Raw genomic sequence first — 23,796 nt, 5'->3', positions numbered from 1 at the left:
ACCCCGCGCGATGACCCCCGAGAGCGTGATGACGATGGGCCGCACGGCCATGGAAGTGACCCTGATGGTGTCCGCCCCATTGTTGCTGGTGGCGCTGATCGTCGGCCTGATCATCAGTATTTTCCAGGCCGCGACACAGATCAACGAGGCCACGCTGTCGTTCATCCCGAAACTGGTCGGCGTGTTCGTCACGCTGGTGGTGGCCGGGCCGTGGATGTTGTCGGTGATGCTGGACTATATGCGCCAGGTGTTCACGGGTATTCCCGGCATGATCGGCTAAGGCCAGCGTGCGCACGTCCGGAGGCGCCCGATGCTGACGCTGACCTCGGCGGAAATGAATGCCTGGATCGCCGGCCTGCTGTGGCCGCTGTCGCGCATTCTCGGCCTGATCGCTGCCGCCCCGCTGTTCGGCAATGCCGGCGTACCGGTGCGGGCCAAGGTTTCGCTGGGCATCCTGCTGGCGATCGTCATCGCGCCTCTGGTGCCGGCCGTGCCGGCGGCCGATCCGACCTCGTGGGCGGGCTTGCTCATTCTGACCAAGGAAATGATCATCGGGCTGGCGATGGGCTTTGCCATGCGCATCGTGTTCGCCGCCATCGAGTACGCCGGCGAAGTCTCGAGCCAGACGATGGGCCTGGGTTTCGCGATGTTCTTCGACCCCAGCACGCGCGGTCGCTCGTCGGCCATCAGCCAGTTCATGGCGCTGGTCGCGACGATGGCCTTTCTGGCCGTGAACGGCCACCTGATTTTGCTCGAGGCGCTGGCCGAAAGCTTCATCACGATGCCCATTACCGACACCCCGTTTTCATCGAATACCGCGCTCGAACTGGTGCGCTGGGGCGGGCGCATCTTCTCGGCCGGGCTGCAGATCGCCATGCCGATCATCGCCGCACTGTTGATCACGCAGGTCGCCCTCGGCATTCTGACCCGCGCCGCGCCGCAGCTGAACATCTTCGGCATCGGCTTTCCGATCACGCTGGGCGTGGGCTTTTTGACACTGAGCCTGGTACTGCCCTACCTGGGCACGCCGATCATCAATCTGTTCAACCAGGGCATCGAAGTGAGCAGATCGTTGCCGCGCGCCAGTAATCCGCAGCCAGGGACGGCGGGTGCGCAGCCGGCGGTCACGCCGGTGGTGCCGGCGCCGGGATAACGGGGACCATCGCGCTGCGCTACAATGAGAATCATTCTCATCTTTCATCAAGCGCATGAAGACTTCTGCTGCCGCTTCTACTTCCCTGCCACGCCGCCGCATCCTCGGCATCGCTGCCGCACTGACCGCCCTGGCCGCCCCACTGGCCCGCGCCGCAGCTGAGTGGCAACCTGCCACGCTGCACCAGGCCAGACAACGCGACATCACCTCGCCCATCACCGGCCAGACCTATCGCATCTTCGTCAGCATCCCGACCACCCCGCCGCCGCCCGCCGGCTACCCGGTCGTGTACGCACTCGACGGCAACGCGACCTTCCCGACGCTGGCGCTGATGGCGCGCACGATCCTGCGGCGGGGCGTTGCGCTGCCTGTCGTCGTCGGCATCGGCTATCCGGGCGAGTTCGACTACGGGATGGCGCGCGGTCGCGATTACACGCCACCAGCGGGCGCGGACGGTCCGGCGAAGGAAGGCGGCGCCGACCTGTTTCTCGACTTTATCGAACGCGAACTCAAGCCGCTGATCGCGACGCTGGCACCGCTCGATCCGGCGCGCCAGGCGCTGTATGGCCATTCGTACGGCGGCCTGTGCACATTGCACGCGCTGTTCACCCGCCCGGCGATGTTCCAGACCTGGCTGGCGGCGAGCCCATCGATCTGGTACGGCGAGCGCGTGGTGCTGGGGGGAATGGACGGTTTCACGCGGCGCGTTGCCGCCCTGCCCGCGAAGCCGTCCCTGATGCTGGCCGTGGGCGAACTGGAACAACCGTCCACCGCGAACGGCCCACTGCAGGGCCGTGACGCCATCGCCGCCGCACGCCGCATGGTGGACAACGCGCGCGAACTGGGCGAGCGGCTGCGCAATACCGGTGCGCTGGCGCGCGTGCAATTCCACCTGCTGGCGCACGAGGACCACGGTTCGGCAACCTTCCCGGCCATGGCGCGCGGCCTTGAATTTTTCCTCGCCTGACGTAAAGCGTGAAAAACTAGGCGCAGTCAACGTTAAATAGAGACCAGCTTTGAACTGACGCGCACTCCAGTGGTCCAACCCCTGTCCCCAGCGTCAGGAGTCGATCATGAAAGCGCCACGTTTCAAGGGTTGGTTCGCAAAACTGCCTTCTCTCAACCAGCCGCAGCGTCGGCAAGTGCTTGACGCCCTGCACCCTGCAGCCGGGCTCGATCAGGTGGTCGCGCTCATCACCGAGGTCAGGGAGCCAGGCCGCTGCTGCCCCAGATGCGACAACAAGCGCTGCTACCGGCACGGGTTCGCCAACGACTTGCAGCGCTACCGCTGCTGTGCCTGCGGTCGCACCTTTAACGACCTGACCGGCACGCCGCTGGCGCGGCTCAGGCTCAAGGCCAAATGGCTCGCCTATTCGCAGGTGCTGCTCGATTCACTGCCCGTGCGCAAGGCCGCAGATCGTATCGGGGTACACCGCAACACGGCCTTTCGCTGGCGCCACCGCTTCCTGCATTGGGTCAAGCTCGACCGGCCCGCAGCCCTCAATGGCATCGTCGAGGCTGACGAAACATTTCTGCTCGAATCTCAAAAAGGTTCGCGTACGCTCGATCGGCCACCGCGCCACCGCGGCGGCCATGCTGCCAAACGGGGCATTTCCAGCGAACTGGACTGCATCCTGGTCGCGCGTGACCGCGAGGGGCGCACCATCGATGCCGTAACCGGCCGCGGGGCGCTCACGGCCGCACAACTCGAGCGTGACTTACTGCCCAGGCTGGATCCGCAGGCATTGCTGGTCAGTGATAGCCATGCTGCCTACCGCGCCTTTGCACGCAAGCACAGGATCGCGCACGAGACTGTCAATTTGCGCGCCGGAGTGCGTGTGAGGCGTCTGGGTAGCCTTGCCATCCACGTGCAGAACGTGAACGCTTATCACCAGCGCTTCAAGGCCTGGCTACAGGGCTTCCATGGCGTAGCATCGCGCTACCTGCCCAATTATCTGGGCTGGCGCTGGGCGCTGGATGGCCAGAGGGCTATTTCACCAGAACAGTTGCTTAGTGTTGCCATTAGAGTCATCAACAGATAATGCTGACTGAGCCAAAAACTACCAATTAAATGTGCAGTAGTGCGACTTAGCCAACCAACAATATTGCCCCGATCCTGATAGCCTGACAATCCCGGTGCCTCGCTGCGCCAGCCGCCGACCCACTCATGGGCACGATCGACAATGACCCTTTCCAGACCTCTCAAAATTACCGGCTGGATTCTGCTGGCTATCACCGTGGCAGTCATCCTGTTCCTCATGCTGTTCGACTGGAACATGCTGCGTCCGTACATCAACCGCAAGGTGTCCGAGACGACCGGGCGCGAATTCGCCATTCGCGGTGATCTGGACGTCAAGTTCCAGCGTGATCTCAATGGCGAAACGGGCTGGCGGCGCTTCGTGCCGCAGCCGCATATCACGGCCGACAATGTGTACATGAGCAATCCTGCCTGGAGCACGGTCGGCAAGCAGATGGCCGCTGCCCAGCGCGTCGAGGCCGGCGTGCGCATCCTGCCACTGCTCACCAGGGATGTGGTGATCACCGACCTGCGCCTGGCCAATCCGGACATCGCCGTCCAGCGCCGCGCCGACGGCAGCAATTCCTGGACCTTCAAGGACAATGGCCCGTCCGAATGGAAGGTCGATCTGCAGCAACTTGCCTTCGACAGCGCGAAGGTGCGCTACGTCGACGAGCCGATGAGCCTTGATTTGCGCGCCAGCGCCGATTCGATCAAGGGCGGCGAAACCGCCTCGACGGCGGCAGGCGTGCCACCCTACGGTCTGGCATTCACCCTGAACGGCACCTACAACAAGGCGAAGATCACCGGTGGCGGCAAGGCCGGCGCGGTGCTCTCGCTCACCGGCGACAACACCAGTTTCCCGATCGAAGCCGAAGCCACCGCCGGCGAAAACAAGCTTGGCCTGCGCGGCATCATCCGCGACCCGCGCTCGCTGTCGGGCTTTGCCCTGCAGATGCAACTGGCCGGGGCCAGCATGGCCGACCTGTACGGGCTGACCGGCGTGCTGCTGCCGGAAACGCCGCCGTATGCCACCAAGGGCACGTTGCTGGGCAAGAAGGATGGCGACTTCTGGACCTATACCTATAAAGACTTTACCGGCAAGGTAGGGGCCAGCGATATCGCGGGCACGCTCGCCTACGCGCAGCGCAAGCCGCGGCCGTTGCTGACCGGCGCGCTGACATCGAAGCAACTGCGCCTGGCCGACCTGGGCCCGACCGTGGGCGCCGACACCGGCGAAGGCACCAAGGCTGCGGGCAAGGTCAAGGCGCCGGCGCCGGGCAAGGCTCTGCCGGTCGACCAGTTCAATACGGCAAAATGGGGCGCGCTCGACGCCGAGGTCAAGTTCACCGGCAAGCAGATCCTGCGCACCGCCGAGATTCCGCTGCGCGATATCGAGACCACGATCCGCATGAAGGACAAGGTGCTGACCCTGACCCCGCTGAGCTTTGCGCTGGCGGGCGGGCGCATCACGTCGAACATCCGGCTCGACGGGCGCGAGAAGGTGCTGGATGCATCGGCGCGGCTGGCAGCGCGCGGCGTGAAGATCCGCGAACTGTTCCCCAAGCTGCAATCAATGCAGGCGACCTTTGGTGAAATCAATGGCGATGGCGCGCTGGTCGGCAAGGGCAATACGGTCGCTGCCATGCTGGGCACGTCGCAGGGTGAAATCAATGCCGTAGTCACCGAAGGTACGGTCAGCCAGTTTGTCCTCGAACTGGCCGGCCTGAACGTGGCCAATGCCGTCTACGCCAAGATTTTCGGCGACAAGCAGACGCTGCTCAACTGCGTGGCGGCGACCACCACGGTGCGCAATGGCCGCGCAAACATCGATCGCTTCGTGCTCGACAGCGAAGATGCCGTGGTAAACATGACGGGCTACGTGGACCTGGCCACCGAGCAGCTCGACGTGGACGTGCGGCCGAAAACAAAAGGTGCACGCATCCTGTCGCTGCGCACGCCGCTGTATGCGCGCGGCACGTTCACGGATCCGAAGGTGGGTCCGCATGCCGGACCGCTGGCACTCAAGGCCGGTGCGGCCGTGGCGCTGGCAGCGATCAATCCGCTGGCCGCCCTGCTGCCGTTGATTAACATCGACAAGGCGCCCGATACGAATTGCGGCGCCGAGATCAGCGCCGCGAAACAAGCACCGAAGGTGAACGGGAAAGTCGCGCCGACGATCAAAGGTAGTTAAACAGCGACAGGCCGGACATCGTCTTGAACGACATCTGCGCCGCCTGCAGCGTCAGTTGCTGCTGCGAGAAATCGGAGATCGCCTTGACCTCGTCCAGGCCCACCAGATCATCGAGCGTGGCGGCGTACTGGATGTCCAGGTCGTCGCCGGTGCTGTCGAGGTAGTCGAGTTCTTTCATGTGAGCGCCGACCGACGATTGCACCGTCAGCACGTTGTCGTGCGCATTCTTCAGGTTGTCGATGGCCGTGCTCAGGCCATTGCTCAGCGCGGCCTTGCCGGCCGAGCCTTCGCCCGCCAGGCGCAGCGTGGCGATCAGGTCGGTGACCGTGGTAAACACCGATTGCTTCTGGCTCGGCTCGACGCTGAAGGTGTCGCCATTGGCCGGCGCGCCCTTGATGTCGAAGGCCATGCCGCCAAACGTGATCTGCTTGCCGGGTTCATAGGCATTGCCGCCGCTGACCAGGGCTTGGGGATTGCTGCTCGTGTTGTAGACCGAATACGTGGTCACGGGCGGGGTGGCGGTGCTGACGGCAAATTCGATGCCGTACTTGGTGCTATCGAACGCCTGGCGGTCCACGACCGAACCGGACGAGATCAGGGCCGCGCCCTGGTTGCCGCTACCGGCCTTGGTCTGGAACGTGCCGTTGCCGGTCGGGATCGCCTCGAAAATGGCGCTGCCCGATGCCGACAGCGGGAGTTTGCGCGAATCGCTCACCTGCAACTGGCGCACGCCCTGGTCGCCCTGGTACGCGGCGCCGGTCGGGGTACTGGTGAACGGCTGGGTCGTGGTCATGTAACCCGAGAACAGAAACCCCCCCGATCCGTCGGCGGTATTGGCGATCCCCAGCAGGTCGGCCAGCCGGCCTTCGAGTTCGGTCGCCAGCTTTTCGCGGTCGCTCGGCAGCATTGCGGCATTGCCGCCCGTGACGGCCAGGGTCTGGATGTCCTGCAGCACATCGCCCGTGTTCTGCAACGTCGATTCCACCTGCGCCAGCGACGACTTCGCGCTGTTGCGGTTGGTGGCAAACTGGGAATTGATTTCCTGCGACTGGCTCACTTCGAGCGCGCGCGCCGAGGCGACCGGATCGTCGGCGGCGGTCAACAGGCGGCGGTCGGTCGACAGCTGCATCTGCGTGCGCGCGAGCGCGCCTTGCAGCGTGTTGAGCTGGTTGGTCGAGGTGGCATACAGGTTCGCGGTACTGATACGCATGATGTTCTTTCGCTACGTTAGCGGCTGATCGACAGCAGCGTGTCGAAGATGGTGCCGGCGATCTGCATCACCTTGCTCGACGCCTGATAGGCCTGCTGGTACTTGATGAGATTGGCCGCTTCCTCGTCGAGATTCACGCCCGAGACATCGGCCTGGGCGCCCTCGGCCTGCGCCAGCAAGGCATTGCCGGCCTGCGCATTGACCTGCACTTCGCGCGTCTTGTTGCCCACCTGGCTGACCATCTGCGCATACGACGACGTCAGCGTGGCGGTGCCGTTATTGAAGATGTTCTTGGTCTGCAATTCGCCCAGCGCGCCGATGTTGCGGGTGTCGCCCACGCCGCTGCTGTTGGCCGCGATCGTGAACTTGTCGCCATTGCCCGGCTTGCCGGTCATGGTGACGCTCACGCCGCCGAAGCTGTAGGTCGAACCGTTTTCGAACGGGACGCTGGCGGCATTCACCTGGCTCGACCCACCACTGCTGTTGACCACGGTGACCATGCCGGCCGGGAAGCCGGTCAGGTTGCCGCTGGCTTCATCGAAGGCGAGCGTCACCGGCAACGCCGGCGGCCCGGTCAGGAAGTCCTTGGACACCTTGCCTTCGCTGATCTTGCCGGTGCCGATATTCGTCAGCGGCATGCTGGTCAGAACCGGTGCTGCGGCGGCGATCTGAGAAACATCGTTGGCCAGCACCTTGAAGTTGGCAGCGCCGTCGATCGTCGGGCGCACCAGGAAGGTATCCTTGTTGCGCGCATTGTTCGTGAAGCTGAATTCGACGCCGTCGATTTCGACCGTGGCCGAGCCGTCGGCGGCCGGCGTCACGCTGCCGAATTCGAAGTTGTCGGACTGACGGACGATCTTGTAGTTGGTGCCGTTGAACGTGACTTCGTAGTCGCTGTCCTTGAGCTTGCTCGGATCGGTCACCTTGGCGGTCAGTTCGGCAGCCGGATCGGCGGCGGTGCCCTTGGCGTTGTTGATGCTCGCGCCGACGAAAGCAGGCGCCACGTTGAAGAACGGCTGCCCCTTGTTGCCGTTCTGGTCCAGGCCCAGCTCGTGCTGCGCGTTGAATTCGAACGCCATGCCAATCGCGATCTTGCCGAGTGCGCTCTGGGCCGTATCGAGCGTCTCGGTACGAAACTCGAGCATGCCGCCCAGCTTGCCGCCAGAGAGCGCGCCATCGGGCAGCACAACCACTTTCGAGCCCACCTGGTAGCCCACTTCCGTGCGCGTGAGGTCGGTCGGCGAGACCATCGCCGCCAGCTGAAATGAATCATTGCCCACCACCAGCGGCTGGCCGTTGCCAATCGAGATCGTGAGGCTGCTGTTGTCGCCCGGCGTGACGGTGGCCTTGATGAACTTGTTCAGTTCGAGCACCACCTGGTCGCGCTGGTCGAGCAGGTCGTTCGGCGGGCGCGTCGCCGACGAGGCGAAATTGGAAATCTGCTCGTTGAGCTGGGCGATCTGCGTACCGTAGGTGTTGATTGCGGTAACGCTCGCCTCGATTTCACCATTCACGCCGGTGCGGATCTCGCCAAGACGCGAATCGAGGTCTTGCAGGCGCGTGGCCAGCGTTTCGGCGCTCGACAGCATTGCCTGGCGCGACGGCACCGACGCGCGGTTGGCGGCCATGTCCTGCACGCCCTTGAAGAAGCCCTGCATCGCCGGCGACAGCCCCGACGTGGTGTCGGCCAGCAGGTTGTCGATCTGCTTGATCTGCGAATAGTACGACTCCAGGCCACTGGTGCTGGCCTGGGCGGTGCGTACCTGGGTGTTCAGGAAGTTGTCGCTGTAGCGCTTGATCTGGGCGATCTCGGTCCCGGTCCCCAGAAAACCGACACCGGTATCGAGCGCGGCCGACGTGGCCTGCACCACGGACTGGCGCGAGAAACCCGCCACGTTCGCGTTGGCGATGTTGTGGCCGGTCGTGGCGAGGGCTGCCTGTGCTGCATACAACCCTGTCTTACCGATGGCGAGGAGGCTACCTGACATAATTTTTTTCTCTCTGTGACAGTACAGTCAACGGCAGTTTTTCAGAAAACTTGACGGTTTCTAGATAACATTAGCGTTCAACGATCGTTGGTGCGCCACAAAATCACGTTAATTTGAACGCGTGGACGGCATAGCCGTCCACCCTACTGAAATAACAACACGTAGGGTGGATGCGGCCGGCGAGGCGGGTTCCCCGTCCACGCGTTCAACGGGCGCATCCGCATCACGCCAGCGAATTCTTGATCAGGCGGGTCAGCTTTGCCGCGTAGTTCGGATCGGTTGCATAGCCGGCGCGCTGCAGACCCTGGGCAAAGGTGGCCGCGTCGCTGCTGCCGATGACTTTTTCGTAACGCGGATTCTTCGCAATCAGGTTGGCGTAATCGCGGAACGAATCGGCCGGGGTGTCGTAGGCACGGAATTTCTCGACCCTCGTCTGCGGCTTGCCATTCACGTATTCGGTAGTGACAGCGGTGGCGACCTTGCCTTTCCAGCTGGCCCCGGCCTTGATGCCGAACAGGTTGTTGCTGTTGCTGCCATCGGCGTTGCGGATCATGCGTTTGCCCCAGCCGGTCTCGAGCGCGGCCTGGCCCAGCATGAACTTGGCCGGCACGCCGGTGGTCTGCTCGGCCGCATGGGCGTGCTCGTGCAGTTTTTCCTGGAACGCGCGCACGTGCGGCGCCTGGACCCGGCCCGTCTCGGTCGTTGCCGGCAGCGGCGGGGCCTTGCTAACGGCAGCGTTGGCGGCCGTACCGGATACCGCACCGGATACCGCGCCGGATACCGCCCCGGCGGTCGCTCCCGCGCCCAGCACCGCGCCATTGCCATACATGGCCGCGGCGTTGTTCAGCGACGGCGTCAGGCGGCCAGCACCAGCGGCAGCAGCGGCGGCGGCGCCACCCATGCCATCGGCGCCAATGGCCAGCGCCTGCTGCCCCATCTGGTTCGCGCTCAGCTGGCGCACCAGCACATCGGCCAGGCCCACGCCGCGCTTGGCCAGGTTCTGGCTGGTCTGCTGGTCGAGCATCGTCGTGAAGGTCTTGGTCTGCTGGTTGTCCAGCATGCCTTCCTGCGGTGTCGCGTCGCGCATGCTCTTCATCATCATGTTGATGAACATCGCCTCGAACTGCGTCGCCGCTTCTTTCATGGCAGCCGGCGTGCCGGCTTTCGCACTGTTCTTCAGCCCGTTGAGGCTGTTGGTGTCGAGCGCGAGCTTGCTGGTCTGGTCAAGGTTGGGCGAGGCGATCATGGCGTGTCTCTCGATTTAGATGATTTCGAGCTCGGCGCGCAGCGAACCGGCGGCCTTGAGCGCTTGCAGGATGGCCAGCAAGTCTTGCGGGGTGGTGCCGATCGAGTTCATCGCCTTGACCACTTCGGCGAGCGATGCCCCGCCCTTCACATTGATCATCTGGCCGGGTTCCTTCTTGATCTCGACCGACTGGTTCTGCGTAACGACGGTCTGGCCGCCGGCCAGTGCATTCGGCTGGCTCACCTGCGTATCCGAACCGATCGTGATCGACAGGTTGCCGTGCGAGATCGCGCAGTTATCGAGCATCACGGCCCGGTTCATCACGACCGACCCGGTGCGGGCATTCATGATGACCTTGGCCGAGGCCAGCGGCTGATTGACGTCGATCTGTTCCAGCATGCCCAGGAAGGCCACGCGCTGGTCGCTCGATGACGGCGTGCGCACGCGCACCACGCGCCCGTCCAGGGCCGTGGCGATGCCGGGCCCGAACTGGTCATTGACGGCTTCGACGACGCGCGCGGCGGTGGCGAAATCGGTCTCTTTCAGTTCAAGGCGAATCTGGTTGTTTTCGCCCAGGTTCGATGCAACAGCGCGCTCGACCGTTGCGCCGGCCGAGATGCGACCCACCGCCAGGTGATTGACCTGTACTTGCGCCCCACCGCCCTGCGCCTGCACGCCCACGCCGCCAACCACGAGGTTGCCCTGGGCCATGGCGTAGACCTGGCCATCGGCGCCATGCAGCGGCGCCATCAGGAGCGTGCCGCCGCGCAGGCTCTTGGCGTTACCGATCGACGACACCGTGATGTCGAGCGTCTGGCCCGGCTGGGCGAATGCCGGCAGCGAGGTCGTGACCATCACGGCCGCCACGTTCTTCAGTTGCAGCTGGGTCCCGGCCGGCAGGTTGACGCCCTTCTGTTGCAGCATCGCGCGGATCGACTGCACGGTGAATGGCGTCTGGCTGGTCTGGTCGCCGGTGCCGTCCAGGCCCACGACGATGCCGTAGCCGGACAACTGGTTCTGACGCACGCCGGCGATGGTGGCCAGGTCCTTCAGGCGCTCGGCCTGGGCCAGGGGGGCAATGCCGCCAATAGCGGCAGCCAGCAAGACAACGGAAGCAAATTTACGCATGGGGTAGGCCTTTTAGAACGGCAGCATCGACAGGAAGAAACGCGACAGCATCGACGTCACTTCGGCGCGATCGAGGCGGCTGTTGGTGCGGTATTCGACGCGCGCATCGGCGATCACGTTGGACGAGACCGTATTGCCGGCCTGGATCGTGTCGGGGCTGACCATGCCCGAGAAACGGATGAACTCGGTGCCCTTGTTCATCGCGACCTGCTTTTCGCCAGCCACGATCAGGTTCCCGTTCGGCAGCACTTCGGTGACGGTCACGCCGATCGTGCCGGTGAAGTTGTTCGATGCGCTCTGGTTGTCGCCATCGGCAAACTTGGTGCCCGATTCCAGTGCCACGCCGGCGCCGATCACGCCGGCCAGCACACCCGGGGCGGTAAAGCTCGCGCTGCCGGTCTTGTTGCCCGAGCTCGCGCCGGCCTTGGTCGCGGACGTGCGCTCGCTGATATTGACGGTCAACAGGTCGCCGATATGACGGGCGCGGCGGTCTTCGAACATCGGCCGGTAGCTGTTGACGTTGAAGATCGCGCCATCGGTCGCCGGGGCGCCGTCGACCAGCATCGGACGCGCGCTGGTCGGGCCCTGCACGATGGTGGTGGGAGTGGCGGCGCAACCGGCGAGCAATACCAGCGCAGCGAACGAGATCAGGATTTTCATGATGGCCGAAGAAAATTAAAGCTGCGACAGTTTTTGCAGCATCTGGTCGGACGTCGTGATCGCCTTGCTGTTGATCTCGTAGGCGCGCTGGGTCTGGATCATCGCGACCATTTCCTCGACCACGTTGACGTTCGAAGATTCGACGTAACCCTGCATGATGTTGCCGGCGCCATTGGTGCCCGGCACGTTCAGGTTCGGGTTACCCGACGCGGTGGTTTCGGTGTACAGGTTCTCGCCGCGCGACTCGAGGCCGGCCGGGTTGATGAAGGTGGCCAGTTGCAAGGCGCCGATCTGGGTGGTGGCCGTTTCGCCTGCGACAGTGACCGATACGGTGCCGTCACGGCCCACGGAAATCGACTGGGCATTGATTGGCACGGTGATCGGTGGCTGGATGACGAAGCCGCTCGAGGTGACGAGCTGACCGTTCTGGTCTTTCTGGAACGAGCCGTCGCGGGTGTAGGCCTGGGTGCCGTCCGGCATCAGGACCGGGAAGTAGCCAGGACCGTTGACCATCACGTCCTTGTCGTTGCCGGTCAGCTGGGGATTACCCTGGGTGTGGATGCGCTCGGTGGCGACGGTGCGCACACCGGTACCGATCTGCAGGCCCGACGGCAGATTCGTCTGTTGGGACGATTGCGCACCTGGCTGGCGCACGTTCTGGTACAGCAAGTCCTCGAACACGGCGCGCGACTTCTTGAAGCCGTTGGTGCTGACGTTGGCGAGGTTGTTCGAGATGACGTCGAGATTGGTCTGCTGGGCTTCCAGGCCGGTCTTGGCGATGTAGAGCGAACGGATCATTGCATTCTCCTGTTGGTGGCAGGCGAATGCCTCCACGGACAATAGAATTATGCAGCGGCAACACTTAATTCAAAGCGAGGATCTGGGTGGCTTTCGCCGCGTTGTTCTCGGCGTTCTTCAGCAAGCTCATTTGCGTGTCAAAAGAACGTGCCAGGGCAATCATGTCGACCATGCAATCGACCGGATTGACGTTGCTGCCCTCGATCGCGCCGCCCGCCACCTGCACGGTCGGGTCGGCCTGGACCGGCGCGCCGTTCTTGACGCGAAACAGCCCGTCGTCGCCACGCACCATGTCGCCCTGTGGCGGATTGACCAGCTTCAGGCGCCCGATCACGGCCGGTGCGGCCGGCGTGTCGACATTCGAGATGGTCGAGATGGTGCCGTCGCCGCCGATCGTCACGGTGGCATCGGGCGGGACCGTGATCGGGCCGCCTTCGCCGGCAATCGTCTGGCCGCCCGGCGTTTGCAGCACGCCATTCGGGCCCACCTGGAGCGCACCGTTGCGGGTATAGGCTTCGGTACCGTCCGGCATCTGCAGCGCCAGCCAGCCCTGCCCTTTCACCGCCACATCCAGGTCGCGCCCCGTGGCCTGCAACGGCCCGGCTGCGAAATCGTTGCCGGCGGTCGAGTCGACGACGAACGCCCGGGTCGGCATGCCCGGACCCTGCACCGGCGCCGCGCGAAACATGTCGATCTGGGCACGAAAGCCCGTCGTGCTCACGTTGGCCAGGTTGTTGGCCGTCGTGGCTTGCTTCTCGAGGATGTGCTTGGCGCCGGAGGCGGCGGTGTAGATCAGGCGATCCATGATGTTATTCCTTGTGTGGTGCGGCGGTGCGAATGGTGGTTGGACGCGTGGACGGCAGAGCCGTCCACCCTACCGTCAGGCGGATCACGTAGGGTGGGCGCGGCCGGCGAGGCGGCTGCGCCGTCCACGCGTTCAATCCAACCGTGCATCATCGATCATTAACGCAGGTTCACCAGCGTCTGCAACACCGAATCCTGCGTCTTGATCGTCTGCGCATTGGCCTGGTACACGCGCTGCGCCGTGATCATGTTGACCAGCTCGGCCGTCAGGTCGACGCTCGATGCTTCGGTGGCCGACGCCTGCAGCACGCCCAGGCCGCCGGTACCGGCGGTGCCCATCAGCGGGATGCCGGAATTGGACGATTCGGCCCAGGCATTGTTGCCCAGTGGCTGCAGGCCGTTCGGATTGGTGAAGTTGGCAAGCACGACCTGGCCCAGGACCCTGGTCTGGCCATTGCTGTACTGGCCCATGATGTTGCCGTCGGCGCCGGTCGAGAAGCGCTGCAGCGAGCCCGGCTTGTAGCCGTCCTGCGCCAGGAACTTTTCGCTGGTGGTGGTGCCGTACTGGGTGGTGCCGGCAAAATCGATCTCCACTGGCAGGTTCAGTTCGGCGCCAGTCGACGGCACGATCGGGATGTTGATATTGAACCTGCCGGCGGTGCCCGTGCTGGCCAGATTCAGCGCACCATTGGTGTCGAACTTGAGCGTGCCGATGGATTTCGGCTCCATCTTGAGCGCCTTGGCAATCGCGGCGTCGATCTGCACCGGGGTAGCGCCCGGGACTGCTGCTGCTGCGGCGGCGGCGGTGCGCACTTCGGCCAGGTTGTCGGCGGTGGCCAGATTGCCGGCGCCGGCCACGACCGCATTGGCGGCGTCGGTGGCGTAGGTGCCAATCGCCGTGGCCAGCGTGGCGGCCACGGGCGGCACGACCTTGCTCGCCGTATCCCAGGCACCGCGCGAGGCGACCGCCGCCGGGTCGGTCTGGGCCTTGCCCACCGCGTCCAGCGCACCGATCTCGGTGCCGTCCTTGGTCGCAAACACATTCCAGGTGCCGTCGCCGGTTGGCGACTTGACGTAGAAGGTCGACAGCGTGTGCGAGTTGCCCAGCGTGTCGTACACGCTCATCGGCACCTGTTTGTTGTAGGTGTCCGGATCGGCAGGATCGAAGTCGGTCTTCTTCGGCGTGCTCGCACGCGAATCGAGCTGGAGCTGGATCTGCACTTCCGACGTGACCTTGGGCGGCTGGTCGGCAGTATCGATCCGGAGCGGCACGGCGGTGCCGGCGGCCAGCAGGCCGTTGGCACCCAGGCCATAGCCGGTCAGCTTGGCACCCTGGGCATTGACGATGAAGCCTTCCTTGTCGAGCGAGAACTGGCCATTGCGCGAGTATTGCGTCACGCCGGCCTGCTCGATGCGGAAGAAACCGGCGCCGTTGATGGCGATGTCGAGCGGGTTGCTCGAGGCTTCGACGTTACCCTGCGTGAACTGCTGGGCGATGGCGGCCGTTTTGACGCCGATACCGGCGCTCAGTCCGCCCGCGCCATTGAGCGCATTGGCGTAGACGTCGGCAAATTGGGTGGTCGACCCCTTGAAGCCGACCGTGCTGGCGTTGGCGATGTTGTTACCGATAACGTCCAGCGATTTGGCAGCAGCGTTCAAGCCGCTCAAGCCTTGTTGGAAAGACATGGTAATGCTCCAGTATAAGGTGAGAGAGTAAGCGGCCTGGCTTACAGAACTTGTTTAATATCGGCCAGGGAAACAGCGCCCTTGCCCGGCAGGTTCAGCTTGACGCCGTCCTTGCCATTCGTCGTGACGCTGGCCACGCTGTCGAATGACAGGGTCTTGGCGTCGTTGATCTGTTCGCCGCCACGTGTTGCGATCACGCGGAACGTGTAGTTGCCATCGGGCAGCACGACCGGCTTGCCATTGGCGTCCAGGTTGTTCGGGTCGGGGACGCCGTCCCAGGCAACCGGCACGATCCCGGCTTTCTGTTCGCCCAGCTCGATCGCCGCCACGTCCTTGCCCGAGGCCTTGTCGACGATGACGACCTGCAGCTTGTCGGCCGGGCTGTCCAGCTCGACGCCCAGGATGGCCTGGCCCTTCGAGAGCAGGATGCCATCGCCCTCAACCAGCACGCCGTGGCCGATCAGATTGGTTGCCGACAGCGATTCGCTCGACTGGTAGCTGGCTTTCAGCGACTCCAGCGTGGTGTTGAGCTTGTTCACGCCGGTGACGGTCTGCAGCTGGGCCAGCTGGCTCGTCATCTGCGCGTTGTCCATCGGGTTGAGCGGATCCTGGTTCTTCAACTGGGTCACGAGCAGCGTCATGAACTTGTCGGTGTCGGCCTGGACGCCATCTTCGGCGATCTTCGCCTTGGCATTCATGGTTGCCTGCAGGCTGGAAATATCGGACGTTGGGGTCGAGCTGGTGATTGGGCTGGTCATGGTATCGATCTACGAGGCGCTTACTGGCCGATGGTCAGGGTCTTGAGCAGCATGGTCTTGGCTGCATTCATGGTTTCGACGTTGGTCTGGTACGAGCGCGAGGCCGACAACATATTGACCATCTCGTCGACCACGTTCACGTTCGGCATCGATACATAGCCCTTGTCGTCGGCCATCGGATGCTTGGGGTCGTACATCTGCTTGAGCGGCGACGGGTCTTCGACCACTTCGCGCACGCGCACGCCGGTCGCGCCCGAGGCGGTGGGCACCGACTCGAACACGACCGACTTGGCGCGGTAGGCTTCGCCCGACGGCGACGTGGCGCTGTCGGCATTGGCCAGGTTGCTGGCGACCGTGTTCAGGCGCTGCGCCTGGGCGCTCATCGCCGAACCGGACACGTTAAAGATATTAAATAGCGACATGGCGATATTCCTTATTGGCCCTGGATCGCGCTCAGGAGACCCCGGATCTGGCTGTTGATCATGTTGATCCCAGCCTCGTAGCGCAGCGCGTTGTCGGCGAACTGGTTGCGCTCGACGTCCATGTCGACCGTGTTGCCGTCGACGCTGCCCTGCACCACGCCGCGGTACAGCACCGGCGTGCCGTTGGCCAGCGTGTCGCCGGTGGCAACGCCGCGCGCCATGTGGTTCGCGCTGGTGGTGTTCATTGCACCGCCCGGCTTGCCGCCTGCCATTGCCCCCTGCAACGCTGCCGCGAAATCGATGTCGCGTGCCTTGTAGTTCGGGGTGTCGGCATTGGCGATATTGGACGCCAGCAGTTCCTGGCGCTGCGAGCGCAGGGACAATGCCGTTTCATTAAAACGCATGTAGTCGTCGAGTTTGCCGATCATGCCGCCTCCGGGCTGTTCTTTGTTGGGACAGAAGCGATCATACGGTTCGGTTCGCCACACCAATCGACGGAGAAGAGCGGACATTCCCCCCGCTATTCAAAGTTTCACTACGGAATCATTAGACCTAAGATAGCAGCATTCCCAAATCTCTGGTCGAACACCAAACCATGACACTCCAACTTGTCGCTTTTTCGCTGCTGGCACTTGTATACAGTGGTGCGCAGGCCCAGCAGGGGGCAAACAGCCGCCAGCAACCCGAAGCGGTGCGCGCCGTGGTGCAGCAGTTCCTGGCCACCCAGAGCGCCGGCTTGCCGGGCCAGGTGAGCGTGACGGTCGGCGCGATCGATCCTCGCCTGAGCCTGCCCACCTGCCCGGCGCCGGAAGCATTCCAGCAACCCGGTGCCCGCCCGTGGGGCAAGACGACGGTGGGTGTGCGCTGCACGGCGCCGGTCTGGACACTGTATGTGCAGGCCCAGGTGAGCGTGGTGGCCGAGTATGTCGCTGCCGGCGTGCCGCTGGCCCAGGGGCAGCCGCTGTTGCCGGGTCAGCTGGTGATGGTGAAAGGCGATATCGCCGCCATGCCGAACGGGATCATCACCGAGATGGCGCAGGCGCTGGGCCGTACGCCCACCGTGTCGCTGCCGGCCGGGACAGCGCTGCGCGTGGACGCCTTGCGCAGCCAGGCAGTCATCAGGCAGGGCCAGGCGGTACGACTGGTATCGCGCGGTTCGAACTTTTCGGTGAGCAGCGAAGCCAAGGCGATCAACAATGCCAGCGATGGCCAGATCGTCCAGGTGCGCACGACGGCTGGCCGGGTCATCAGCGGCACGGCGCGCGATGGTGGGACTGTGGAAATAGTTTTATAGAAATTGCGGTGTTCTCTTCGCCGAATCGGTGTTGATTGCTAAAGTTTGTAGGGGCGTGGCCGTTACAATGAGCAGATCCCGGAGCTTGTGCTCCGCGCACCGAGAAGGATGAAGCCGTGAAAATCAACGATACACTCAAGAGCAACCCAGGCCTTCAACCCGCCACCACGCAGACGAACAACGCACGTGGCGCCGACAAGGCCGCAACCACCGCGCCCCTGACCGGAGCGCAAACCGACAGCGTGCGCCTGTCCGCGCAGGGTCAGGCCATGGCCAGCAGCATCGGTGGCGGCGCGGCCGTATTCGACGCCAAGAAAGTAGAACGTATCAAGATGGCCATCGCCGATGGCCAGTTCCAAGTCAACTCCGAGAAAGTGGCTGACGGCTTGCTAGACACCGTACGCGACTTGCTCCATTCGAGACAACGCTAAACCATGACCACCAGCCCGTTCCAGACCATCGCCGCCGAACACCATCACCTCACCGCCCTTCTGGCGTTGATGAAGCAGGAACAGCAATCCCTGGTGTCGCTCGATGCCGACACCCTGGCCCAGCTGACCCCACGCAAGAATGCGATGCTGGCCGACCTGGCTTCGCTGTCGCAACAGCGCCACGCGGCACTGGCCGCGGCGGGCTGCGATGCATCGGAGGCGGGCATGGAACCCTGGCTGGCCGTCAATGACGACGGCGACGTACGGCAGCAATGGGAGCGCATGCTCGACGCTGCGCGCCAGGCAAAAGAACTCAACCGCGTCAATGGCATGCTGATCAACAAGCAGCTGGCGCACAACCAGGGCGTGCTCAACGCACTGCGCACCCCGACCAACGCACCGACCGGCACCATCTACGGCGCCAGCGGCCAGACCATGGGCGTGGGCGTCTCCAAACGCTACGTCGTCGGCTAAGCGCAACGGTAGGCAAGCCCCTCTGTTGCGGCTTGCAACGTTAAAACAAAGTAATTGAACGAGAGCGCCAAATAAGCGCCCGGCCTGGATACAACGACGGCATAATACCGGCTCAGTTCGGTTTGCCCCCTTGTCCATCACTGCGCATCTCAGTGCGCCAGGCCCGTTCGCCATGCTCGCCACCCAGCAGATTTTCCTGATCGCGTCCCTGCTTTGCTTTCTTGTCTATCTTGCACTGGTGTCGGCCGGCTCGCCATTGCTGCGCGGCATGCGCGCCATGCGCTGGGCCGCGCTGCTGGGGCTGCTTGGCAACCTGCTCTATGCCTTTGGCCGCGAACTGCCCACCCTGCTGGGCTACGAGGTAGCGAACATGGTGTATTCCGGCGCCGGCGCTGCCCTTGCCGCCGGTTATCGCCAGCTCTCCGGACGCCAGCCGCATGTCAAGGCGCTGGCGCTGCTGGTCGGGTTGGTCGGCATCATGACCCTGCTGTTTCATGACTGGTTCGACTCGTTTACGCTGCGCAGCGCCGTCGTCTCGCTGTTCCAGGCCGCTATTTGCATCGATATCGCGCACAGCGTGCTGGCCGGGCGCGGCGAGCAGCAGCGTCGCTCGCACGGCCAGGTGCACCTGCAAGGACCGGGACAGCAGAACGTGCAGCGCTTCGTGCTGCTCATGTGCGTGCTGGTCGCGGGCGGGCACGGGATACGCATGCTCTGGCTGCTGGTGGCGGACAATCCACCGACCTCGCTGCTGCAGCCAAGCACCGTCAGCCTGGCAATTCTGACCGTCGCCGCGCTGGCGTTGCCGGCACTGACCCTCGGCGGCCTCTTGACCCTGCATCGCCACATCGTCCACCAGGCCGAGTACATCGCCAACCACGACCACCTGACCGGCGCCTGGTCGCGCAAGGCCTTCTTCGAGATCGCCGAACGCGAGACCGCGCGCGCCAGGCACCTGCGCCAGCCACTGGCCCTGATGCTGATCGACCTCGATCATTTCAAGGCCATCAACGACAGCGCCGGCCACGAAGCGGGCGACATCGCGTTGCAACTGGTGGCCACCAGCGCACGCGACACGCTGCGCGCCGTCGACTGCATCGCGCGCCTGGGCGGCGATGAATTCGCGGTACTGCTGCCGGGCGCCGACCTGGCGCGCGCGAGCGCAGTGGGCGAGACGCTGGCTGAAGCGCTGCGCGAGGTCATCAGCACGATGCCGGCCGCGCAACGCCGGCTCACCCTCAGTATCGGCGCGACCGTCATGCTGGATGGGGAACCGTTCAAGACCACGCTGGCGCGCGCCGACTCGGCGCTGTACGCCGCCAAGTCGGCCGGCCGCGACCAGGTGATTGCACTGGCCCCGCCGCTGCACGTCGTGCGGTCATCGCAGAAGCTGCGTGCCAGCCGCTGAGCGAACAGTGCTACGTCGCGACGCTCTTTGCTCCTATTGGGAAGCCTGGATAACGCACCCAGATGCTCTGTATACAAACGCATCCAGGAGAACACCATGAACAACGACGACACCAACAACCCGAAAGACACCGGCCTGCGCGGCGGCGGCCTACGCGGCGGCGGCCTACGCGGCGGCGGCCTACGCGGCGGCGGTCCGGATTCATATGCCGGCTTCGTGGCTAACGATGCCGACGGCGATTCGAGCATCGGTCATCCTGCCAACGGCACCAGCCAGTCGGGCATCAACAGCAATTTCGCGAAAGCTTCACCCCAGAGCAATGTCGGCCCGGCCGGCGCACCGCAGGCCAGCCATGGACATGCGACGGGTGACGTGCCGGGCGGCTCGCGGCCCAAGGCGCCGGGTGAGCCAGATGGCGCGGCAGCCGATGGTGGCGCGGATACATCAGCGTCGGAACCCGGGCGCGATCGCTGATTCAAGCACCCGGTCGGCGGGCCTTCGTGCTCGCAGTGTCACACTTTAGCAACGATTTAACGCGCGGCGCCCTGCCGCGCGTTGGCGTTTACGCGCAGCCCCACCTTTTCTGCGCCAGCGTCTTCTGCATGACCGTTCAACGTGTTTCAACAAATGACGGCCCAGTCGAGAAACCAACTACCAAGAAGTGTTGTATTTTTTAGTTATTTAACGAAAAAGATGCTGCACTGCACGATGAAGCATTGAATCCTGCGTTCCGCACGCTAAAGTTACCCAAGACGGACCCACCTAACCTGCTGTATTCAAGAGATTTTTTACCTGGCCAGGTTACGTGACAATCAGTTAGATATTGAGACATTTGGTGAGAATATTCGCCAAATTTCTCTGTAAAATTTGAACAGGATCGTGTTGGTTTTTAGAACAGATCTGCCGAACACCTTGTCGTATCCACGTTGAATAAATTCTTGGGTGCGTCGCGTACTGGCCAATCTTGGCCGTGCCTGCTTGTCCCTGGAGCACCCGGCGAAACCGGGAAACCTTAATCCTTTTAGGAGTAGTAAATGTACGAAAGTAACGCCCAAGCAGTCAGCACCGCGCTGACGGCCACCTCGGCCCAAGTCTTCAACGCCGATACGATCAACAGTATCCTGTCGCTGGTAACGACGCCAACCAACTCCACAGTCGTTGTCGACACCACCACCGTGGCCAACAACACCACCATCAGCGGCGCTGCCGGTGTTGAAGTCCTGTTCGTGAACACCGCGCCGAACGCAGTGACGAATGTCACGCTGACCGGCAATGTGCCAGTCGTGTTCTTCCAGGGTAGTGGCGGCGTGAACGCTATCATCGGAACCGCTCCGGTTGCTAACACCGCTGAAGCTGGCGCATCGCTGGCAACCATCGCTGGCGTGGACATCGAGCGCGTCATCGTGGGCACCGCAGGCGCCGACACCATCACCATCGTTGACGGCAAGAACACCCAAGTCATCGCTGGCGATAAAGACACGGTCGTTGCAGGCACGGGCAATCTGGTCGTGAACGCAACCCAGGGCACCAGCAAAGTCGTCGGTAACGACGAAACGGTCATCGTGACCGCTGGCGTTGAAGATGACTTCACCATCATCACCAACAATGGCCAATCGAAAATCACCAACACGAAGACCAACGTGTCGGTTGAATTCACCGATGTCGACTTCGTCCAGCTGAACGGCACCGAAGCGCTGATCTTCGCAGACAACGCTGACCAGGCCGTCGTTGCCCATATCTACCAGGCGCTGCTGGGTCGCACCGCTGACGCTGGTGGCCTCGACTTCTGGTTCGACCGTGCTGATGCAGGCGCTGCCCTGACCTCGATCGCCATGGGCTTCATGGACGCTGCCGAGTACACCGGTGAAACGCAGACCAACGCGCAATTCATCGACGCTCTGTATGACGGCCTGCTGGACCGTGATGGCGATGCAGCCGGCACCGCATTCTGGACGGCTCAGCTGACCGCCGGCATGTCGCGCGCTGCTGTTGCTGTCGAGTTCGTCGAATCGGTGATGTCGGGCGTCGAGACCGAAATCGTCGGTAGTGTCACCATCGTCGATCCAATCGGCTAAGCAGTCGTACTATGCAGCATCCAAAAGGGGGCCCCGCCCCCTTTTTCCTCACCTCGTGCACGTCCCGCCTGCGGGACGATGCATTACTGACGCGAGCGCTTGAACTGTTCGCGGCGGGCTATCACGCCGATGCGCTGCTGGCTGCCGAGTACGTCTGCCGCCGCTTCCCCATGAAACGCATTCCAGCCATCTTGCGCGCCAAGATCCTGCAGACGGGCTATCCATCGTTGACCGCCCGCGCATGGCATGCCGCATGGATGACCGACGCTGAAAACCCGTTATTACAAGACATCATGCTGCAGAGCTGGCTCAAGGACGGCGGCCGTGCCGACGTCGCCAGCCTGGGCCCTGCTTTTTTGCCTGCGCGCTGTCGCGCAGGCCAGCACGCCAGCCTGCTGCCCATATTGCGCACGGCCGGCGTCACGCATACCGGCGCCTGCTGGACCGCAGGCGACGCCATCGAAGCGATGGTCTTTCTTGGCACCAGCAGTGCGACCGCGCCACGCGCGACCCTGCTGCTCTCCGATGAAACCACGCAATACCAGTTCGACCTGCCCGGCGACGGCACGCGCGTGCGCTTGACCCCGCCGCGCCCCGGCGCCGTGTGGTCGCTCACCCTCGTGCAACCCGATGGCCGCCGCCAATTGTTGCCCGGCTCGCCATTGGCGTTCTACCCTGCACCATCGATCTGCGCCAACGCCGCGCCCGGCACCACTGCGGCAAGTGACACGCGCCCGGTGTCGATCGTGGTGCCGGTGTACCGCGACCTGGCCCTGGTGCGCGCCTGCATCGAGAGCGTCCGGACGAGTCTCCCGCTGAACCGCACGCCCGCCCGCATCGTCGTGGTCGATGACGCGAGCCCGGAACCTGCCGTCTCGGCCTGGCTCGACAAGCAGGCCATCAGCGGTGCGATCACGCTGCTGCGCAATCCGTGCAACCTCGGTTTCATCGAAACGGTGAACCGCGGCATGCGCATGTTCGATGACCACGACGTGTTGCTGCTCAATGCCGACACGCAGGTCCACGGCGACTGGATCGACCGCCTGGCCACGGCGCTGTATGCCACGCCGGACGTGGCGTCGGTGACGCCATGGACCAATAATGGCGAGATCAGCAGTTTCCCGGTGATCAGCCAGGCCGCCCCGGCGCCCGACACGCGCGAGCTCGCACTGATCGACCAAACCGCCGCCGCCGTGCGCGCCGCGCCGGGCGGCGCCGACATCGAACTGCCGTCATGCTGCGGCTTCACGATGCTGATCCGCCGCACGGTGCTCGACGCCGTCGGCATGCTCGACGGCACCGCGCTCAATCGCGGCTACGGCGAAGAAGTCGACTGGTGCATGCGCGCGCGCGCCGCCGGCTGGCGCCATCTGCAAGCCACGGGCGTGTTCGTCGCCCACGAAGGCACGGTCTCGTTCCGCGCCGAAAAGACGCTGCGGGTGGCGCAGAACCGCGGCGTGGTCGTGGCGCGCTATCCCGATTACTTCGGCGAGTTCGCCGCGTTCCAGCGCAACGACCCGCTCTTCGGCGCGCGCGACCTGCTGCGCGGCGCGCTCGCCCAATCGCGCGCGGCCGCGTGGCTGCGCAAGGCCGAGACAGCCGAATACACGGCCGCGCTACCCAACACCGTCGCAAAAAAACCAATCCCGGCGAACCTGCCGGCACTGGCGTCGTCGTGCGAACGCATCGCCATCTGGCGCCACGATCCGCTCGCGCCGATGGCGCGCCAGGTACTGGCGCTGGCACGCACCATTGCCAGCCGGCCGCAGCTGCGGCTGCGCCTGCTGATTCTTGGCGGCGCCAGCGACGCCCTGCTGCATACCGGCGTGGTCGACCAGGTTCCGGCGCTGCTCGGCGAAGCCCTGCCGCTGCTGGACGATCTGCGCCTGCTCCAGGTGGCCGGCTGCCGCGCCGTACTGACCGCTTCCCCAGCGGGCCTGCCCTCTAGGGTGCGCCCTGTCCTTCTCGACGACAGCTTCGATGCTGCCGCCTGGCTGAACGACTGGATGTCCCGCAACCCAGGTGCCAAGGCTGCCTGACTTTCCTTTCC

At 63.9% G+C, this 23,796-nt stretch carries 23 protein-coding genes; 12 read left to right on the top strand and 11 right to left on the bottom strand.

Annotated elements, in window-relative coordinates; genetic code table 11:
* Positions 1–10 precede the first annotated feature (10 nt).
* The 5 genes from fliQ to RCH14_RS20795 all read left to right on the top strand — a co-directional run bounded on the left by fliQ (position 11) and on the right by RCH14_RS20795 (position 5,364).
* Positions 11–280 carry a flagellar biosynthesis protein FliQ gene (fliQ, locus tag RCH14_RS20815; RefSeq protein WP_343028002.1) on the top strand — a complete coding sequence of 90 codons (270 nt, stop codon included), beginning with the start codon at positions 11–13 and terminating at the stop codon, positions 278–280.
* 30 nt (positions 281–310) lie between these two features.
* Entirely contained in the window at positions 311–1,153 is an 843-nt protein-coding gene (fliR, locus tag RCH14_RS20810) for a flagellar biosynthetic protein FliR (protein WP_343028001.1), read from the top strand.
* A 55-nt stretch (positions 1,154–1,208) separates the two neighbouring features.
* Positions 1,209–2,120 (top strand): alpha/beta hydrolase-fold protein, encoded by a 912-nt coding sequence (locus RCH14_RS20805; RefSeq protein ID WP_343028000.1) that lies wholly within the window; start codon positions 1,209–1,211, stop codon positions 2,118–2,120.
* 106 nt (positions 2,121–2,226) lie between these two features.
* Positions 2,227–3,195: an IS1595 family transposase gene (locus RCH14_RS20800; protein WP_343027999.1), complete on the top strand. Its 969-nt coding sequence runs from the start codon at positions 2,227–2,229 to the stop codon at positions 3,193–3,195.
* A gap of 141 nt (positions 3,196–3,336) precedes the next feature.
* Entirely contained in the window at positions 3,337–5,364 is a 2,028-nt protein-coding gene (locus tag RCH14_RS20795) for an AsmA family protein (protein ID WP_343027998.1), read from the top strand.
* Here the strand turns inward: RCH14_RS20795 and flgL are convergent.
* The 11 genes from flgL to flgB all read right to left on the bottom strand — a co-directional run bounded on the left by flgL (position 5,351) and on the right by flgB (position 16,492).
* The gene (gene flgL / locus RCH14_RS20790; RefSeq protein ID WP_343027997.1) at positions 5,351–6,574 is read right to left on the bottom strand and encodes a flagellar hook-associated protein FlgL; all 1,224 of its coding nucleotides are present in this window, start codon (positions 6,572–6,574) and stop codon (positions 5,351–5,353) included. The two genes, RCH14_RS20795 and flgL, sit on opposite strands and share 14 nt — an antisense overlap.
* 17 nt (positions 6,575–6,591) lie before the next feature.
* Positions 6,592–8,562 (bottom strand): flagellar hook-associated protein FlgK, encoded by a 1,971-nt coding sequence (gene flgK, locus RCH14_RS20785; RefSeq protein ID WP_343027996.1) that lies wholly within the window; start codon positions 8,560–8,562, stop codon positions 6,592–6,594.
* 223 nt (positions 8,563–8,785) lie between these two features.
* A complete protein-coding gene (gene flgJ / locus RCH14_RS20780; RefSeq protein WP_343027995.1) occupies positions 8,786–9,808 on the bottom strand; it encodes a flagellar assembly peptidoglycan hydrolase FlgJ in 1,023 nt (340 codons plus the stop codon).
* 15 nt (positions 9,809–9,823) lie between these two features.
* Positions 9,824–10,936, bottom strand: a complete 1,113-nt coding sequence (locus RCH14_RS20775; RefSeq protein ID WP_343027994.1) for a flagellar basal body P-ring protein FlgI — start codon at positions 10,934–10,936, stop codon at positions 9,824–9,826.
* A 12-nt stretch (positions 10,937–10,948) separates the two neighbouring features.
* The gene (locus RCH14_RS20770) at positions 10,949–11,596 is read right to left on the bottom strand and encodes a flagellar basal body L-ring protein FlgH (RefSeq protein WP_343027993.1); all 648 of its coding nucleotides are present in this window, start codon (positions 11,594–11,596) and stop codon (positions 10,949–10,951) included.
* Positions 11,597–11,611: 15 nt separating this feature from the next.
* On the bottom strand, positions 11,612–12,394 hold the full coding sequence (gene flgG, locus RCH14_RS20765) for a flagellar basal-body rod protein FlgG (RefSeq protein ID WP_343027992.1): 783 nt from the start codon (positions 12,392–12,394) through the stop codon (positions 11,612–11,614).
* Between the two features lie 64 nt (positions 12,395–12,458).
* Complete coding sequence (gene flgF / locus RCH14_RS20760) at positions 12,459–13,199, bottom strand: flagellar basal-body rod protein FlgF (RefSeq protein WP_343027991.1); 741 nt, start codon at positions 13,197–13,199, stop codon at positions 12,459–12,461.
* A gap of 158 nt (positions 13,200–13,357) precedes the next feature.
* On the bottom strand, positions 13,358–14,884 hold the full coding sequence (locus tag RCH14_RS20755; protein ID WP_343027990.1) for a flagellar hook protein FlgE: 1,527 nt from the start codon (positions 14,882–14,884) through the stop codon (positions 13,358–13,360).
* A gap of 41 nt (positions 14,885–14,925) precedes the next feature.
* Positions 14,926–15,642, bottom strand: coding sequence for a flagellar hook assembly protein FlgD (locus tag RCH14_RS20750; protein ID WP_343027989.1), 717 nt, complete (start codon positions 15,640–15,642; stop codon positions 14,926–14,928).
* Between the two features lie 20 nt (positions 15,643–15,662).
* The gene (gene flgC, locus RCH14_RS20745) at positions 15,663–16,064 is read right to left on the bottom strand and encodes a flagellar basal body rod protein FlgC (RefSeq protein ID WP_343027988.1); all 402 of its coding nucleotides are present in this window, start codon (positions 16,062–16,064) and stop codon (positions 15,663–15,665) included.
* Positions 16,065–16,075: 11 nt separating this feature from the next.
* Complete coding sequence (flgB, locus tag RCH14_RS20740) at positions 16,076–16,492, bottom strand: flagellar basal body rod protein FlgB (RefSeq protein ID WP_343027987.1); 417 nt, start codon at positions 16,490–16,492, stop codon at positions 16,076–16,078.
* 167 nt (positions 16,493–16,659) lie between these two features.
* On the opposite strand from flgB, the gene flgA reads away from it, so the two are divergent.
* From flgA to RCH14_RS20705, 7 genes are all read left to right on the top strand, one after another.
* Positions 16,660–17,358: a flagellar basal body P-ring formation chaperone FlgA gene (gene flgA, locus RCH14_RS20735; RefSeq protein WP_343027986.1), complete on the top strand. Its 699-nt coding sequence runs from the start codon at positions 16,660–16,662 to the stop codon at positions 17,356–17,358.
* Positions 17,359–17,474: 116 nt separating this feature from the next.
* Entirely contained in the window at positions 17,475–17,789 is a 315-nt protein-coding gene (flgM, locus tag RCH14_RS20730; protein WP_343027985.1) for a flagellar biosynthesis anti-sigma factor FlgM, read from the top strand.
* Positions 17,790–17,792: 3 nt separating this feature from the next.
* Positions 17,793–18,263 (top strand): flagellar protein FlgN, encoded by a 471-nt coding sequence (locus RCH14_RS20725; RefSeq protein WP_343027984.1) that lies wholly within the window; start codon positions 17,793–17,795, stop codon positions 18,261–18,263.
* A gap of 130 nt (positions 18,264–18,393) precedes the next feature.
* Entirely contained in the window at positions 18,394–19,671 is a 1,278-nt protein-coding gene (locus tag RCH14_RS20720; protein WP_343027983.1) for a GGDEF domain-containing protein, read from the top strand.
* Positions 19,672–19,767: 96 nt separating this feature from the next.
* The gene (locus RCH14_RS20715; protein ID WP_343027982.1) at positions 19,768–20,145 is read left to right on the top strand and encodes a hypothetical protein; all 378 of its coding nucleotides are present in this window, start codon (positions 19,768–19,770) and stop codon (positions 20,143–20,145) included.
* A gap of 560 nt (positions 20,146–20,705) precedes the next feature.
* Positions 20,706–21,746, top strand: a complete 1,041-nt coding sequence (locus RCH14_RS20710; protein WP_343027981.1) for a DUF4214 domain-containing protein — start codon at positions 20,706–20,708, stop codon at positions 21,744–21,746.
* Between the two features lie 11 nt (positions 21,747–21,757).
* Positions 21,758–23,785 carry a glycosyltransferase gene (locus RCH14_RS20705; RefSeq protein WP_343027980.1) on the top strand — a complete coding sequence of 676 codons (2,028 nt, stop codon included), beginning with the start codon at positions 21,758–21,760 and terminating at the stop codon, positions 23,783–23,785.
* Positions 23,786–23,796: the final 11 nt, after the last annotated feature.

This window comes from Massilia sp. MP_M2, assembly GCF_039123635.1.
Classification (GTDB): Bacteria; Pseudomonadota; Gammaproteobacteria; order Burkholderiales; family Burkholderiaceae_D; genus Telluria.
Note: the sequence above shows the minus strand (reverse complement) of the source record. Positions and strands in the feature narration are given on the sequence as shown.

Bases quoted from the DNA above. Each gene is read 5' to 3' on its own strand.
- fliQ (WP_343028002.1), top strand. From the start codon at position 11: ATGACCCCCGAGAGCGTGATGACGATGGGCCGCACGGCCATGGAAGTG.
- fliR (WP_343028001.1), top strand. From the start codon at position 311: ATGCTGACGCTGACCTCGGCGGAAATGAATGCCTGGATCGCCGGCCTG.
- RCH14_RS20805 (WP_343028000.1), top strand. From the start codon at position 1,209: ATGAAGACTTCTGCTGCCGCTTCTACTTCCCTGCCACGCCGCCGCATC.
- RCH14_RS20800 (WP_343027999.1), top strand. From the start codon at position 2,227: ATGAAAGCGCCACGTTTCAAGGGTTGGTTCGCAAAACTGCCTTCTCTC.
- RCH14_RS20795 (WP_343027998.1), top strand. From the start codon at position 3,337: ATGACCCTTTCCAGACCTCTCAAAATTACCGGCTGGATTCTGCTGGCT.
- flgL (WP_343027997.1), bottom strand. From the start codon at position 6,574: ATGCGTATCAGTACCGCGAACCTGTATGCCACCTCGACCAACCAGCTC.
- flgK (WP_343027996.1), bottom strand. From the start codon at position 8,562: ATGTCAGGTAGCCTCCTCGCCATCGGTAAGACAGGGTTGTATGCAGCA.
- flgJ (WP_343027995.1), bottom strand. From the start codon at position 9,808: ATGATCGCCTCGCCCAACCTTGACCAGACCAGCAAGCTCGCGCTCGAC.
- RCH14_RS20775 (WP_343027994.1), bottom strand. From the start codon at position 10,936: ATGCGTAAATTTGCTTCCGTTGTCTTGCTGGCTGCCGCTATTGGCGGC.
- RCH14_RS20770 (WP_343027993.1), bottom strand. From the start codon at position 11,596: ATGAAAATCCTGATCTCGTTCGCTGCGCTGGTATTGCTCGCCGGTTGC.
- flgG (WP_343027992.1), bottom strand. From the start codon at position 12,394: ATGATCCGTTCGCTCTACATCGCCAAGACCGGCCTGGAAGCCCAGCAG.
- flgF (WP_343027991.1), bottom strand. From the start codon at position 13,199: ATGGATCGCCTGATCTACACCGCCGCCTCCGGCGCCAAGCACATCCTC.
- RCH14_RS20755 (WP_343027990.1), bottom strand. From the start codon at position 14,884: ATGTCTTTCCAACAAGGCTTGAGCGGCTTGAACGCTGCTGCCAAATCG.
- RCH14_RS20750 (WP_343027989.1), bottom strand. From the start codon at position 15,642: ATGACCAGCCCAATCACCAGCTCGACCCCAACGTCCGATATTTCCAGC.
- flgC (WP_343027988.1), bottom strand. From the start codon at position 16,064: ATGTCGCTATTTAATATCTTTAACGTGTCCGGTTCGGCGATGAGCGCC.
- flgB (WP_343027987.1), bottom strand. From the start codon at position 16,492: ATGATCGGCAAACTCGACGACTACATGCGTTTTAATGAAACGGCATTG.
- flgA (WP_343027986.1), top strand. From the start codon at position 16,660: ATGACACTCCAACTTGTCGCTTTTTCGCTGCTGGCACTTGTATACAGT.
- RCH14_RS20725 (WP_343027984.1), top strand. From the start codon at position 17,793: ATGACCACCAGCCCGTTCCAGACCATCGCCGCCGAACACCATCACCTC.
- RCH14_RS20715 (WP_343027982.1), top strand. From the start codon at position 19,768: ATGAACAACGACGACACCAACAACCCGAAAGACACCGGCCTGCGCGGC.
- RCH14_RS20710 (WP_343027981.1), top strand. From the start codon at position 20,706: ATGTACGAAAGTAACGCCCAAGCAGTCAGCACCGCGCTGACGGCCACC.
- RCH14_RS20705 (WP_343027980.1), top strand. From the start codon at position 21,758: ATGCAGCATCCAAAAGGGGGCCCCGCCCCCTTTTTCCTCACCTCGTGC.